Below are 14,292 nucleotides of genomic sequence, written 5' to 3'. Positions count from 1 at the left end.
TCTGCGAACGCTTTCGCCTCGTTGACAGGCGTCCGCCGCCGCTCGCGGGGGTCGGGTGACAGTCGATGCGCACACGGCGCAGAAGTAGAACGGCTCTCGACTCAGTTCTCGTCGCCTTCGTCCTCGTCGTCGCTGTTCGGCGCGTACCGCCGAATCGCGTCGAGATTGGGGAAGAACTTCTCGGGGTCGTCGTGTTCGACGACGCCCACGACCGTGCCGTCGAGTTTCTGGAGGTAGGTGTACATCTGTCCCTCCTCGACGGCGACGGTCGCACACTCCAGCGCCTCGCGGAGGTCCCACGCGCCCGCGAGAAAGATTGCGGTCTCGGCGTCCGGCGAGAACAGCGCCGTCACCATGTAGACGCGGCCGTCGTTCTCCGCGCGGTACACCTCGTACTCGGGGAACGACGTCGCTTCGAACAGGTCGGCGACGGTCTCGGCCTTGTCGCCGGGGATGACGTACGCGAGGCCGAACGCCCCCTCGTCGCCCTTGCCGCTGGAGGGACCGAACGGACCGCTGTCGCCCGCCGGGATGCGGACCGTCTCCCATCCGTCCGCTTCGAACTCGTCGGCCATCGCTGTCATGTCGTCGAGCGTCGCGCCCCACGCCTCGCGGCGGCGGTCCGCCTCACCGGCGATTCGTTCGACATCGGGCGTCTCGTCGTCTCCGAGTTCGGCCATACCAGTTCTGGACGACGTATATGGTAAAAGGCATCGAAGGCCACGGGGGACCCCGAGGCGGTCAGTAGTTGATGCCGAAGACGACTTCCATCGCGTACGAAGTCGCGAGGATACAGACCGACGCGAGGAGGAGCTTCACCCCGCTCGACGGCCGCTCGTCGCTGTTCGCGGGTCGCAGTCGCGGTGGGAGTACCGCGTCGAGCGCGTTCCCGACGAGCTTCTCGACGCCGACCGGTTCGTCACTCCCCGAGAACAGGCCGCCGTCGCTGCCGCCGTTTCCGTTCTCGTTTCCGCTCTTCCAAGCCGCCTTCGGGCGGACTTTCAGCGACGCGTAGCCGAACATGGCGAACCCGAGAAAGAACATGAGCCACTTCGCGCCGGGCAGTCCGTTGCCGGCGAGCGTGCTCACGAGGGCGGTCACGACGAACACCACGCCGGTGAGTGAGACGGCGTAGACCACGGCGTCGATGGTCTTGACGCCGAAGCGGCGTGGGTCGAACTCCATGGCTATTGGACGAGCGTCTCGAAGACGGTCGCCGGCTCTTCGTACTCGGGCTCGTGGCGGTGACAGAGGCTCAAGCGACCCCGGTTACCGACCGAAAGCTGGTCGGGTCGCTCGTGGTCACAGACGCTGCCGAACTCCTCGCGGAGGTAGGCCCGCGCGGCGTCCTCGTCGTCGTTTTCGGCGTAGTCGGCGGCCTCGCGGATGTGCGACATCACGTCCGAGGGCACGTCCAGTTCGCCGAACAGTTCGGGGATGATTTCGTCCATCCCGGCGCGGTGGCTCTCGCGGCCGAGCAGTTTCCGGACGCGGTCGCTCAACGAGGGGTCGGCCCGCGAGCGCTCCCGAAGAACCTCGCGGAAGACCTCGATGCGCTCCCAGAGCTCTGCGTCCATGTCTCTGTACGCCGCCGGGCGAATCTTCACCGGACAGCGCGTCGAGAACGGACAGCCCGCCGGCGGGTCGCGCGGGCTCGGCGGCGTCCCGCGGAGGGTGATGCGGTCGCGTTCGATAGTCGGGTCTGGCTCCGGAATCGACGACAACAGCGCGTGCGTGTACGGATTCGCTGGCTGGTCGAACATCTCGTCGGCCGGCCCGATTTCCATCATGTTGCCGAGATACATCACGGCGACACGGTCGCAGATGTGGCGGACGACGGCGAGGTCGTGGGCGATAAACAGGTACGTCAGCCCGAACTCGTTTTGCAGGTCTTCGAGCAGGTTGAGAATCTTCGCCTGCACGGACACGTCGAGCGCCGACACCGGCTCGTCGAGGATGATGAACTCCGGTTCGAGCGCGAGCGCGCGGGCGATGCCGATGCGCTGGCGCTGGCCGCCCGAGAACTGGTGCGGGTAGCGGTAGTAGTGCTGTTCCTGCAGGCCGACGGTTTCGAGCAGTTCGCGGACGCGCTCGCGGCGTTCGGACGGCGTCTTCCAGTCGTGCACGTCGAGCGGTTCGCGGACGATTTCGCCCACGGTCATCCGCTCGTTGAGGCTCGAATCGGGGTCCTGGAACACCATCTGTACGTCCTTGCGGAACTGCTTGAGGTCCGAGCCGGACAGCGTGGTGATGTCCGTGCCGTTGAGTTTGACCTCGCCCGCGGTGGCCTCTTCGAGGCGCATCAGCGTGCGACCGAGGGTGGACTTCCCGCAGCCGGACTCACCGACGAGTCCGAGCGTCTCGCCGCGCTGGATGTCGAACGAGACGCCGTCGACCGCTTTCACGGGGTTGCTGCCGAGGAAGCCGCCGTCCTCGTAGTACGTTTTGAGGTCGTTGACCTCGAGGATGGTGTCTCCGCGCGCCTCGGTGCTCCGCTCTTCTTCGGTGGATGTCGTACTCATCGCGTGTCACCTCCGCGCTGTCCGCCCTCGCGGTGGACGGCGACCGCCTCCTCAGTCGGGAGGTCTTCGGGGTACAGCAGACACGACGCTCGGTGGTCGTCCGCGTTGTCGCCCACGTCGACGGGGACGGGGTGTACCGTGTCGCACTCGGCGAACGCCTTCGGACACCGGGGGGCGAACCGGCAGTAGGTCGGGTCCTCGTTCGGCGTCGGCACGTCGCCCTCGATGGTCGCGAGGCGCTCGTCCTCGTCGAGCCCCTGTCCGGGGATGGAGTTGAGAAGCCCCTGCGTGTAGGGATGTTTCGGCGACTCGAACAGTTCGACGACGGGTGCGCTCTCGACGATTTCGCCCGCGTACATCACGTTGACGCGGTCCGCGATTTCGGCGATAACGCCCATGTCGTGAGTGATGAACATGATACCGAGGTCGCGTTCCTCCTGAAGCTCTTCGAGGAGTTCCAGAATCTGCGCCTGGATGGTCACGTCGAGCGCCGTCGTCGGCTCGTCGCAGATGAGCAGTTCGGGGTCGCACGCGAGCGCCATCGCGATGACGGCGCGCTGGCGCATCCCGCCGGAGAACTGGTGAGGATACTCGCGGACGCGACGGTGCGCGTCCGGAATCCCGACCGCTTCGAGCAGTTCGATGGCCTCTTTCGTCGCCTTCGACCCGCTCAGTCCGCGGTGGAGGCGAAGCGCCTCCTTGATCTGGTTGCCGACCGTGTAGACGGGGTTCAGACTCGTCAGCGGGTCTTGGAACACCATCGCGATGCTGCCGCCGCGGATGGAGCGCATCTGCTTCGGCGATTTGTCGAGGAGATCCTGGCCGTCGTACATGATACGGCCGTTCTCGATGCGGCCGGGCTTTTCGACCAGCCGCATGATAGAGCGGGCCGTGACGGACTTGCCGGAGCCGGACTCGCCGACGATACCCACGGTCTCGCCGCGGAAGATGTCGAACGAGATGCCGTCGACCGCGCGGATGACCTCCTTGTCCGTATAGAACGACGTTCGGAGGTTCTCGACGGAGAGCAGCGGTTCGCCCTCGGTGCGGGTCGAACTCGCCTGGTCGGTGCTCATGCGCCACCTCCCGTGGCCGCGGCCTCGTCACCGGTGTCTGCCTGCGGGTCGATGGCGTCGCGGATGCCGTCGCCGAAGGCGTTCAGGCCGGTCACGACGAGCGTGATGAGGAGGCCGGGAACCAGCGAGATGTGCCACGAGGGGCTCGCGACGTACTGCTGGCCGTTCGCGATGAGCCGGCCCCACTCGGGGGTCGGCGCGGTGATGCCGAGCCCGAGGTAGGAGAGCCCGGCGACGCTGATGATGATACCACCGAGACTGAGCGAGGCGTAGATGAGCATGTAGCTGAACACGTAGGGGGCCATGTGCTTGCGCATGACCTGCGTCGGCGTCTGACCGAACGACTTCGCGGCGTCAATCCAGTCCTGCTCGGACACCTGGAGCGCTGGCCCACGTATCGACCGCCAGATGAACGGCCAGTAGACGATACTGAAGATGAGGATGATGAGCACCGCGCCGTCGTACAACTCCCTCACCCAGGTGTTCTGGAAGATGACGAGCATCAAGATGAGGACCATGATGACCGGCAACGCCTGTATCGAGTCTGAGACTAACACCGTCGCCAAATCAGCCAGTCCCTTGTAGTACGCCGTTATCATGGCCAAGCCGAGGCCGATGAGGCCGGCGATTCCCATGGCGACGACGGCGATGGTCAGGGATATCCTGGCCCCGAACACCACCTGTGTGAATAAGTCCTTCCCGTTTGTCGCCGTGCCGAACGGATGGAATCTGCCGAAGTCGTCGTACGTCATCGGCGCGACGTTCTCGTCGCCCGCTCCCTGCGACCCGGAGCCGAGGTTGGCCTCGCCGACGAGGACGGTCTCGACGCTCTGGGTGTCTTCGCTCCAGTAGCTGACCTCGTAGTCGTACGGCTGGAGGATGTTCTGCTCCATCGTGGTCGGACCGAGCGCGGGCGCGAATACCGCCATGACCACAAACGTGATGACGATAATGAGCCCGAACTTGCCCCAGGAGTGACCCCGGAAGCGGTTGACCACGTCGTCCCGCGGCGTCCAGTCGACGCGGCGGTAGTGACGGCGGAACCGCTTGTAGCCGTTCCACGCCCACGCCAGCACCGCGAAGGCGTACGCGTAGACGAACGCGACGCGGATGGCCCACGCGACCGCGGGCGAGAGCCCGAGGAACGTGTTCTCGTAGCCCGTGCCGTTCCAGTAGCCCTGGTTCGGAATCACGTCGCGGGAGACGAGCGTCGGAATCGCGTCGAACGCCGCCTGCAGCGACTGGACGGCGGACGCGCCGGGGTCACCGGGGATGAGGTTGACGACCACGCCGGCGACGGCGCCGACGACTTGGAGGATAGCGCCCAGTTCGACGCCGATGAGGACTGCACCGACGGCGGCCCAAATCAGCGCGGGCTGGGGGTTCTCAGCGACTCGTTGTCGGAGCGGAATTTCGGTTTCGGTTGTCGTGCTCACTGTGATTCACCCGTCGTACCCGACGCGCGGGTCGATAATCGTGTACAGGAAGTCCTGTAGGATGTTCGTGCCGACCAGGATGAGGATGAAGATGAACATCAGCGTCCCGATGAGCGGCAGGTCCCCGTTGATGGCTGCGTTGAAGAACAGCCAGCCGAGGCCGTTGATGGCGAAGACCGTCTCGACGAACACTGACCCGCCGAGAAGCAGGAACGCCTCGCCCGTGATGATGGGCACGAGCGGGATGAGCGCGTTCCGGAAGATGTGCTTCCAGACGAGCGAGCGCCCGGAGACGCCCTTCGCGCGGGCGGTCTCGACGTAGTTCGAGTTGATGGTCTCGAGGACGGCGGTGCGGCCGATACGCATCTCGTTCCCCATCGACGCCGACCCGAGGACCAGCGCGGCCGGAGCGATCTGCTTCGTCGCTCGGATGAACGACTCGGTCCACCCGCCGGGGTCGGCGAGGAACTGCTCGACCGGTGACTGGAAGAAGCCGAGCGCCGGCGGCGTGACGACGTTCGTCCTGACGATCCACGTCTGCCACGTGAACAGGCCGTTCGTCCACGTCCCGAGCTGCGAGAGGGCCGTGACGAGCATGATGGCCAGCCAGAAGTTCGGCATCGCGCGCCAGACGATTCCGCCGAAGGAGGCGGCGTAGTCCGAGGGCGTGTTCGGGTTCAGCCCGGCGTAGAAGCCGAGCGGAATCCCGACGAACAGCGCGATGACGACCGACCAGAAGCCGAGCCAAATCGTCCGGGGCGCGTAGATCTCGATGAGTTCGTACGCGGTCGTCCCGGGCGCGATGACCCACGACTGGCCGAGTTGGAAGGTGAACAGGTCGTACATGAAGTCGAGGTACTGACTCCAAAGCGGCTGGTTCAACCCGAGGTTCGTTCGAATCTGTTCTGCCGCCTGTGGGTTGTATTGCGTCCCCAGAATCGCCGAAACGGGGTCGAGTGGCCCCAGGCGGATGAGGGCAAACGTAATTGTCGTCCCGAAGATGACGACAGGAATCGACATCAGTACCCTGCGGAGGAAGTACTGCCATCGACTCATGGCATCACCTCGCAGACCGTTCGAGCGGACATTATTGTACTGGTTTAATGAGTGGTATGGATATGTCTTGCGCTTCGAAGTCCTAATGTCGCAGTTTCAGCAACTCTACTGCCAGATTATAGTATATAGTTGGAACTAATTGTACGCTTGTCAAAAATAACCGGACGTTTCGATTGAGACGGGACGCGAGGGCGCGTCCGTACTACCCGGTCTTACCGGTTGAGGGTGACGTTGTTGAGCTTCTGGCGGCTCGGACCCATGCCACCGAACGGCTCGATGTTCACGGTGTCGTACCAGAACGTCTCGTCCTTGCGGTTGTAGATGGGCAGCATCGCGACGTCTTCCCAGTTGGCCGTCTCGATGTCGACGTAGGCCTCGTCGCGGATCTGCTGGGCCTCGTCGGTCGGGGCCGGGTTGTTGACGACCTGCTGGTAGGCGTCGGTCGCCTGCTGGTAGGCGTCGCCGTTTTCGGCCGTCCAGTTGACGTACGAGATGGGGCCCTGCTTGGACGTGTCCGTCTGCGGCGGGTTCAGGAGCTGCAGGAAGTTGTCCGGGGCCGGCCAGTCGGCGATCCAGCCGAGGGTGTACGCTTCGAGCTGACCGTTGCGGCCGCGCTCGAGGAGCGTCGAGAAGTCGGCCTTCTGAATCTGCATGTTGATGTGGGCGGACGCGAGCTGGTCGCGGAGGATGCTCGCCATCTCCTCCCACGTGTTGGAGTTGTACTGGGTCCACTGGACCTCGAACTTGTTGTCCTCACCGTAGCCGGCTTCCTCCATGACTTCGCGGGCGGCCTGGATGTCCGTCTCGTCCGCGTTGTACGGGTATTCGGAGTCGATGAGTTCGTTCGCGGCCTGCGCGCCACCGGGGAAGATAGTCGGCGGCGTGAAGAGCTGTGCGGGGGAACCGCGGCCCTTGAAGACCTCCGAGACCATCTGACCCTGGTTCAGGACGTACGCGAACGCCTGACGGACCGGCTTCGGGACCTTCTCCATGTTGAAGCCGACGTAGAAGATCGACAGCGTCGGGACGCCGACGTAGTTGAGGGTCTTCCCGTTGCGGACGGGACCGTACTTACCGATTTCACGACCGTACTCGTCGGTCGACTCGACCTGAACGAGACCGGGGTCGTACTGCGCGGTGGGCAGTCCGAAGTAGTCCGCGTTCTCGTTCATCGCGTAGTTGTAGCGGGCCGTGTCGTCCTCGATGACCTGCCAGCGGACGTTGTCGACCTGTGCGACCTGTCCGTAGTAGTCGTCGTACTTGGAGACGGCCGCGGCGGTACCCTGCTCCCAGAAGGCGAACTCGAACGGACCCGCGCCGATGGGGTTGTTCGAGGCGAACTCGGTGTACTCCATCTCGCCGTCGTAGCCCTCGACGTCGCCGAGGACGCCCTCGGGGAGGGCGGCGAACGAGGTGTAGGCGAACATCTCGAGGGTGTCGTGGAACGGCTCGGAGAGGTTGACGACGAGTTCGGTCTCGGTCTCGCCGACTTCGACGCCGAGCGAACCGGGGACGTAGCTGTCTTCGTCGTCCGTCTCGTGTTCCACGCCGACGGAGTCGAGGATGAAGTAGGCGCGGCGGCTGTTCTCGGAGGCCGCGAGGCGCTCCCACGCGTAGATGAAGTCGGACGCGGTGACCGTCTCGCCGTTGTGGTAGGTCGCGTCGGCGAGCTGGAACGTGTAGGTCGTGAAGTCGTCGGAGACCGTGTAGTCCGCAGCGAGCTCGTTTTCGACCGTCGGCAGGGCGTTCGGGTACGACATCAAGCAGTCGAAGACCTGCTGGATGATGATGCCCGACGACGTGTCAGTCGCGGCGACGGGGTCCATCGTCGTGATGGTGCCCGAGAGGATGCGGTTGAAGACCGACCCGGACAGTTCCGTGCCCGTGTCCTCTTCGGTCGTCGTCGCGGTGGTGGTCTCATCGCCACCGGATTCGGTCGTCGTCGTCTCTTCACCGTCACCGCCGGTACAACCGGCGAGGGCGGCGGCCGTAGCGGCCCCACCCGTTGCCTTCAGGAAACGGCGACGCGAGAGTTTGTTAGTGTCTGGCATTCGAACCAATCTTTCCGGGCCGCGTGGATAAACTTACCGTATTCGATTTGTTTGATATAGTGTAGCGTGGAAGGGATGTAGTTCCATACCTAAGAGGCGAAAACTGCCACGAGAATCCCCAGAGAACTCGTTTTACATTTTAAACCACTTTTCGGGACGACAGAATCGGGTAACGGGGGGTCCCTCTCGGCCCGCCGTTTCGGTCCACTTATATAGGGGTGTCACTATGTATCATACATGACGCCGGATGCGACGGCTTCCGTCGACGACTCGGGCGCCGAGGTCATGGCCTCGGTGGATCGCTCTCAGACGGGCCAGCGTCTTATTATCGCGGACATCTCCCGCGATGACGCGTGGCTCGCTGCTGACGTAGCCGACGCACTCGCACTCGACGAGTGGCGATAATCGCTCCGGCCCCGTAACCCCGCCGCCGGACGCCCGGCGGCCAGACCATTCACATTTTAGTCCGACTCGCTCGTGGTACGTTGCATGAACGCTCGAGCGGTGACGGTGAGCGAGGAGTACCTCGCCCGCCTCGAACACGGTGCGGACTGGCGCGAGGAGATCGAGGAGTTCTGCGCGCGCAAGGACATCGAGTCCGCGTGGTTCAACGCCATGGGTGCCGTCCAGGACGCCGAACTCTGGTTCTACGACCAGACGGACCAGGAGTACCAGTCCGTGACGTTCGACGAGCCGCTCGAAGTCGCCGCCTGCGTGGGTAACGTCGCGCTCCTCGACGGCGAACCCTTCGCACACACGCACGCAATCCTTTCTCGGCGTAGTGGGCAGTCGCTCGCCGGACACCTCGACTCTGCGACCGTCTTCGCCGGCGAAGTGAACCTCCGCGCCTTCGAGGAACCGCTCGAACGCGACCACGACGCGGTGACCGACCTCGACCTCTGGTTGTAACCGTGCGCGAGGAGGACTCCCGGTACTTCCGTCGCATCGAAGCCCGCCTCGACGAGGCGTTCGACCTCGCGGAGGCCGCGAAGGCGACGGGGTACGACCCGAAGACCGAAGTCGAGATTCCGGTCGCCAAGGACATGGCCGACCGCGTGGAGAACATCCTCGGCATCGACGGCGTCGCCGAGCGCGTTCGCGAACTCGAAGGCGAGATGTCCCGCGAGGAAGCCGCGCTCGAACTCGTGACCGACTTCGTCGACGGCAACGTCGGGGACTACGACTCCCGCGAGGGCAAAGTCGAGGGCGCGGTCCGCACCGCCGTCGCCCTCCTCACCGAGGGGGTCGTCGCCGCGCCCATCGAGGGCATCGACCGTGTCGAAATCCTCGAAAACGACGACGGCACGGAGTTCGTCAACGTCTACTACGCCGGCCCGATTCGCTCGGCGGGCGGCACCGCACAAGCGCTCTCCGTGCTCGTCGCCGACTACGCCCGGTCGCTTCTCGACATCGACGAGTACAAGGCCCGAACCGACGAGGTCGAGCGCTACGTCGAGGAGATTAATCTCTACGACAAGGAGACCGGTCTTCAGTACTCGCCGAAGGACAAGGAGTCGCGCTTCATCGCCCAGAACATGCCCATCATGCTCGACGGCGAGGCCACGGGCGACGAGGAGGTCTCGGGCTACCGCGACCTCGAACGCGTCGATACCAACTCCGCCCGCGGCGGCATGTGTCTCGTCATGGCCGAGGGTATCGCCCTCAAGGCCCCGAAGATTCAGCGCTACACCCGCCAACTCGACGAGGTCGACTGGCCGTGGCTTCAGGACCTCATCGACGGCACCATCGGCAAAGACGACGGCAAGGCCGCGAAGGCCGACGACGCGGGAGACGACGGCGACGAAGCCGACGACGCCGAGGGTGACCCGGACGCAGACGCCGGCGACGCCGAGGGCGACGCGCCCGACGGACCGACCCGCGTCGAACCCGCGACCAAGTTCCTCCGCGACCTCATCGCGGGCCGCCCGGTGTTCGGCCACCCCTCCGCGCCCGGCGGCTTCCGCCTCCGGTACGGCCGCGCTCGCAACCACGGCTTCGCGACCGCAGGCGTCCACCCCGCGACGATGCACATCGTAGACGACTTCATCGCCACCGGCACGCAAATCAAGACCGAACGCCCCGGGAAGGCCGGTGGCGTCGTCCCCGTCGACTCCATCGAGGGGCCGACGGTCAGACTCGCCAACGGCGACGTGCGCCGCATCGACGACCCCGAGGAGGCCGAGGAACTCCAGAACGGCGTCGAGAAGATTCTCGACCTCGGCGAGTACCTCGTCAACTTCGGCGAGTTCGTCGAGAACAACCACTCGCTCGCGCCCGCCTCGTACGTCTTCGAGTGGTGGATTCAGGACTTCGAGACGACCGAGGCCAACGTGCAGGCGCTCCGCGACGACCCCGCGGTCGACCTCGAAGAGCCGTCGGTCGAACAGGCCCTCTCGTGGGCGACCGAGTTCGACGCCCCGCTCCATCCCACCTACACTTACCTCTGGCACGACATCTCGGTCGAGCGGTTCGACACGCTCGCCGACGTCGTCGCGGCCGGCGAGGTCGTCGCCGCCGAAGCCGACGGCGGCACGGCCGCCGCGCTCGAACACGACAACGAACCCGAGCGCGGACTGCAGGGCACGCTCGTCCTCGACAACACGCCCGAGATTCGGGAGGCGCTCGAACACCTGCTCGTCGCCCACCGACAGACCGACGAGACGCTCCGGGTTCCCGTTTGGCGACCGCTCGCCCGGAGCCTCGGCCTCACTGACGACCGCGAGCGGACGTGGGAACTCGATGACCTCTCCGAGCACGCCCGCGAGTGGGACGACGGCGACAACGCCGTCGAGGCTGTCAACGAGGTCGCACCGTTCACCATCCGCGAGCGCGCACCCACCCGTATCGGCAACCGCATGGGACGCCCGGAGAAGTCCGAGCGCCGCGACCTCTCGCCGGCCGTCCACACGCTGTTTCCCATCGGCGAGGCCGGCGGGAGCCAGCGCGACGTGGGCGACGCCGCCAGACACCGCGGCGAGTCCGGCAAGCGCGGCCAGATTTCGGTCCGCCTCGGCCAGCGTAAGTGCCCCGACTGCGGCGCGTTCGGGTTCAAGTCGAAGTGCCCCGACTGCGGCGGCCACACCGAACCCCACTACGAGTGCGACGACTGCGGGTCCGTCATCGAACCCGACGAGTCCGGCCGCGTCTACTGCGAGCGCTGTGAGTGGGACGTCGAGAGCGCCGAGTGGCAGGACATCGACCTGAACACCGAGTACCGCGACGCCCTCGAACGCGTCGGCGAGCGCGAGTCGTCGTTCCAGATTCTCAAGGGCGTGAAGGGGCTCACCTCGGCGAATAAGACGCCCGAACCAATCGAGAAGGGCGTCCTGCGGGCGAAACACGACGTGTCGTCGTTCAAAGACGGCACCGTCCGCTACGACATGACCGACCTGCCCGTCACCGCGGTCCGCCCCGAGGAACTCGACGTGACCGCCGACCACTTCCGCGAACTCGGCTACGAGACCGACATCGACGGCGAACCCCTCCGGTTCGACGACCAACTGGTCGAACTCAAAGTACAGGACATCGTCCTCTCGAACGGCGCGGCGCAGCACATGATGCAGACCGCCGACTTCGTCGACGACCTCCTCGAACAGTTCTACGGCGTCAACCGCTTCTACGAAATCGAAGAGCGGGACGACCTCATCGGCGAACTCGTCTTCGGGATGGCTCCCCACACCTCCGCCGCGGTCGTCGGCAGAGTTGTCGGATTCACGACCGCCGCGGTCGGATACGCCCATCCGTACTTTCACGCCGCGAAACGTCGGAACTGCTTCCATCCGGAGACGAAGGTCTGGTACCGAGACGAGACCGACCAGTGGCGATACGACGAGGTTCGAACGCTCGTCGAGAAGCGGCTCGATGACCCGGAGACCGACGACTTCGGGACGCTCGTTCAGGAGCTGGACGGAGACGTGTACGTTCCGTCTCTAACTAGAGACGGCCGAGAGACGGTCAAACCGGTCGAAGCAGTCTCTAAGCATGTCGCACAGGACCACCTCGTCCGCATCGAGACCCGTGGCGGGAGAGAACTAACGCTCACCCCGGACCACACGGTGATTCGAGCCGACGACAGCGGATTCACGCGGATTCCCGCGCACGACCTTGACGAAGGCGACGTGCTTCCGTCGCCCAAGCGCGTCGACATCGACGCGGACCCGGCCCAGTTCGACTTGCTCGATGAGTTCCTGAACGGCGAGTCGATACCGGCCGAAGACCTGATGATTCGGGGGCTCGGTGCGGACCGAATCCGGTCGCTATTCGACGAGCATACGGAATCGAACGGCTACCTAAAACCGGTCGCTGAACTGCTCGGACGGAGCGATTCGACGGTTTACAACTGGGTCTCTCGCGACAGCGTTCCGGCATCGGTGTTCGTGGAGGTTCTCGGAGACACCGAAACGGTCGTCGACGCGCTTCCGCGTGAGATATCTCTCGGCGTTCGTCGCGATACCGCGACCGTTCCGAGAGTGCTCGATATCGACGAGGCGTTCGGAACTGTACTGGGATACTACGCCGCAGAAGGATTCACGAGAACGTCGCCTGGAAACTGCTACCAGACGACTATCTGTATTCCGGACGAACTCGCCCGCGAACGCATCCTCAATACAGTTAACGAAGCTCTCGGCGTCGACGCGTTCGAGGAAAACGAGTGGAAAGTCACGGTTTCGAGCCGACTCGTGCAGTCGCTGTTTGCGGACGTCATCGGATGCGGGTCGCGCGCCGAGGACAAACGCATCCCGGGCTCGATACTCACCGGTCCCAAGCCAGTTCTTCGGTCCTTCCTGTCGGCGTACTTCTCCGGCGACGGAAGCGCGTCTTCGGACCGTGTGGAAGTTCGCGCACACACCGTGAGCGACGACCTCAAACGCGACCTCGTTGCCGCGCTCAAACGCTTCGGCATCGCCTCGAAGACCTATTCTGAGCGCCGAACACCACAAACAGGTGCGGTGGCGGAGTTCTACGACGGAGACGGGGTCCCGACGTTCGACTCGTGGGTCCTCAAACTCACGTCGGAGAACGCGGTTCGATTCGCCGAGGAAGTCGGTTTCCACCTCCCTCGAAAGAGCGAGGCGCTGGCGAACGCTCTCGACGACACGGACATCCGAAGCCAGCGTCTCTTCTCGGACGGCGGGGACACGTGGCTCGACGAAGTCGTCTCGGTCGAATACCTCGAAAGCGATATCGACCACACTTACTCGTTGACCGTCGAAGACACCAACTCGCTGGTCGCCAACGACCTCCACGTCGCACAGTGCGACGGTGACGAAGACTGTGTCATGCTCCTCATGGACGGTCTTCTCAACTTCTCGAAAGAATACCTCCCCGACAAGCGCGGCGGGCAGATGGACGCGCCGCTCGTCATGTCCTCGCGCATCGACCCCTCGGAAATCGACGACGAGGCGCACAACATGGACATCGTGCGGCAGTACCCCCGCGAGTTCTACGAGGCGACCCTCCGGATGGAAGACCCCGACGACTGGGAAGACGAGGTCACCATCGCCGAGGAGTACCTCGGAACCGACCGCGAGTACACCGGGTTCGACCACACCCACGACACCACAGATATCGCCGCCGGACCCGACCTCTCTGCGTACAAGACCCTCGGGTCGATGATGGACAAGATGGACGCCCAGTTGTTCCTCGCGCGGAAACTCCGGGCGGTCGACGAGACTGACGTGGCCGAGCGCGTCATCGAGTACCACTTCCTGCCGGACCTCATCGGGAACCTCCGCGCCTTCTCGCGACAGGAGACGCGGTGTCTCGACTGCGGCGAGAAGTACCGACGGATGCCGCTTTCGGGCGACTGCCGCGAGTGCGGCGGCCGGGTGAACCTCACGGTTCACCAGGGCTCCGTGAACAAGTACATGGACACCGCGATTCAGGTGGCAGAGGAGTTCGACTGCCGCGACTACACGAAACAGCGCCTCGAAGTGCTCGAAAAGAGCCTCGAATCAGTCTTCGAGAACGACAAGAACAAACAGTCGGGCATCGCGGACTTCATGTAGTCTAGGTCGGTTTTTTCCTCCAGGTTTTGCGAGTCGAGCGGAGCGAGACTCGGAAAAAGTGGAGAACGAGCAGTCGGGTATCGCGGACTTCATGTAGTCTAGCGGTCGGTTTTTCCTCCAGGTTTTGCGAGTCGAGCGGAGCG

Annotated in this window: 10 protein-coding genes; 3 read left to right on the top strand and 7 right to left on the bottom strand. The window is 64.4% G+C overall.

Annotated features, from left to right (window positions below; all coding sequences use genetic code 11):
* Positions 1–101: 101 nt before the first annotated feature.
* The 7 genes from C5B90_RS07535 to C5B90_RS07505 all read right to left on the bottom strand — a co-directional run bounded on the left by C5B90_RS07535 (position 102) and on the right by C5B90_RS07505 (position 8,141).
* Positions 102–680, bottom strand: a complete 579-nt coding sequence (locus tag C5B90_RS07535) for a hypothetical protein (RefSeq protein WP_115880309.1) — start codon at positions 678–680, stop codon at positions 102–104.
* A gap of 61 nt (positions 681–741) precedes the next feature.
* Complete coding sequence (locus tag C5B90_RS07530) at positions 742–1,185, bottom strand: hypothetical protein (protein ID WP_115880307.1); 444 nt, start codon at positions 1,183–1,185, stop codon at positions 742–744.
* A gap of 2 nt (positions 1,186–1,187) precedes the next feature.
* Positions 1,188–2,522 (bottom strand): ABC transporter ATP-binding protein, encoded by a 1,335-nt coding sequence (locus C5B90_RS07525; protein WP_115880305.1) that lies wholly within the window; start codon positions 2,520–2,522, stop codon positions 1,188–1,190.
* On the bottom strand, positions 2,519–3,598 hold the full coding sequence (locus tag C5B90_RS07520) for an ABC transporter ATP-binding protein (protein ID WP_115880303.1): 1,080 nt from the start codon (positions 3,596–3,598) through the stop codon (positions 2,519–2,521). The genes C5B90_RS07525 and C5B90_RS07520 overlap by 4 nt, the downstream gene beginning before the upstream one ends.
* Positions 3,595–5,034 carry an ABC transporter permease gene (locus C5B90_RS07515; protein ID WP_115880301.1) on the bottom strand — a complete coding sequence of 480 codons (1,440 nt, stop codon included), beginning with the start codon at positions 5,032–5,034 and terminating at the stop codon, positions 3,595–3,597. Before C5B90_RS07515 ends, C5B90_RS07520 begins: the two co-directional genes overlap by 4 nt.
* 6 nt (positions 5,035–5,040) lie before the next feature.
* Positions 5,041–6,090 (bottom strand): ABC transporter permease, encoded by a 1,050-nt coding sequence (locus C5B90_RS07510; protein ID WP_058568765.1) that lies wholly within the window; start codon positions 6,088–6,090, stop codon positions 5,041–5,043.
* A 212-nt stretch (positions 6,091–6,302) separates the two neighbouring features.
* Positions 6,303–8,141 (bottom strand): ABC transporter substrate-binding protein, encoded by a 1,839-nt coding sequence (locus tag C5B90_RS07505; protein WP_115880299.1) that lies wholly within the window; start codon positions 8,139–8,141, stop codon positions 6,303–6,305.
* 237 nt (positions 8,142–8,378) lie between these two features.
* Between C5B90_RS07505 and C5B90_RS20790 the strand changes: the two genes are divergently transcribed.
* The 3 genes from C5B90_RS20790 (at position 8,379) to C5B90_RS07495 (ending at position 14,149) form a co-directional block, all read left to right on the top strand.
* Positions 8,379–8,546 (top strand): hypothetical protein, encoded by a 168-nt coding sequence (locus C5B90_RS20790; RefSeq protein WP_004973981.1) that lies wholly within the window; start codon positions 8,379–8,381, stop codon positions 8,544–8,546.
* 84 nt (positions 8,547–8,630) lie between these two features.
* The gene (locus C5B90_RS07500; protein ID WP_004973980.1) at positions 8,631–9,050 is read left to right on the top strand and encodes a PPC domain-containing DNA-binding protein; all 420 of its coding nucleotides are present in this window, start codon (positions 8,631–8,633) and stop codon (positions 9,048–9,050) included.
* A gap of 2 nt (positions 9,051–9,052) precedes the next feature.
* The gene (locus tag C5B90_RS07495) at positions 9,053–14,149 is read left to right on the top strand and encodes a DNA polymerase II large subunit (protein WP_115880297.1); all 5,097 of its coding nucleotides are present in this window, start codon (positions 9,053–9,055) and stop codon (positions 14,147–14,149) included.
* Positions 14,150–14,292: the final 143 nt, after the last annotated feature.

The sequence above is a fragment of the Haloferax sp. Atlit-12N genome (assembly GCF_003383095.1).
GTDB lineage: Archaea > Halobacteriota > Halobacteria > Halobacteriales > Haloferacaceae > Haloferax.
This window is presented reverse-complemented; position numbering and strand designations above follow the sequence as displayed.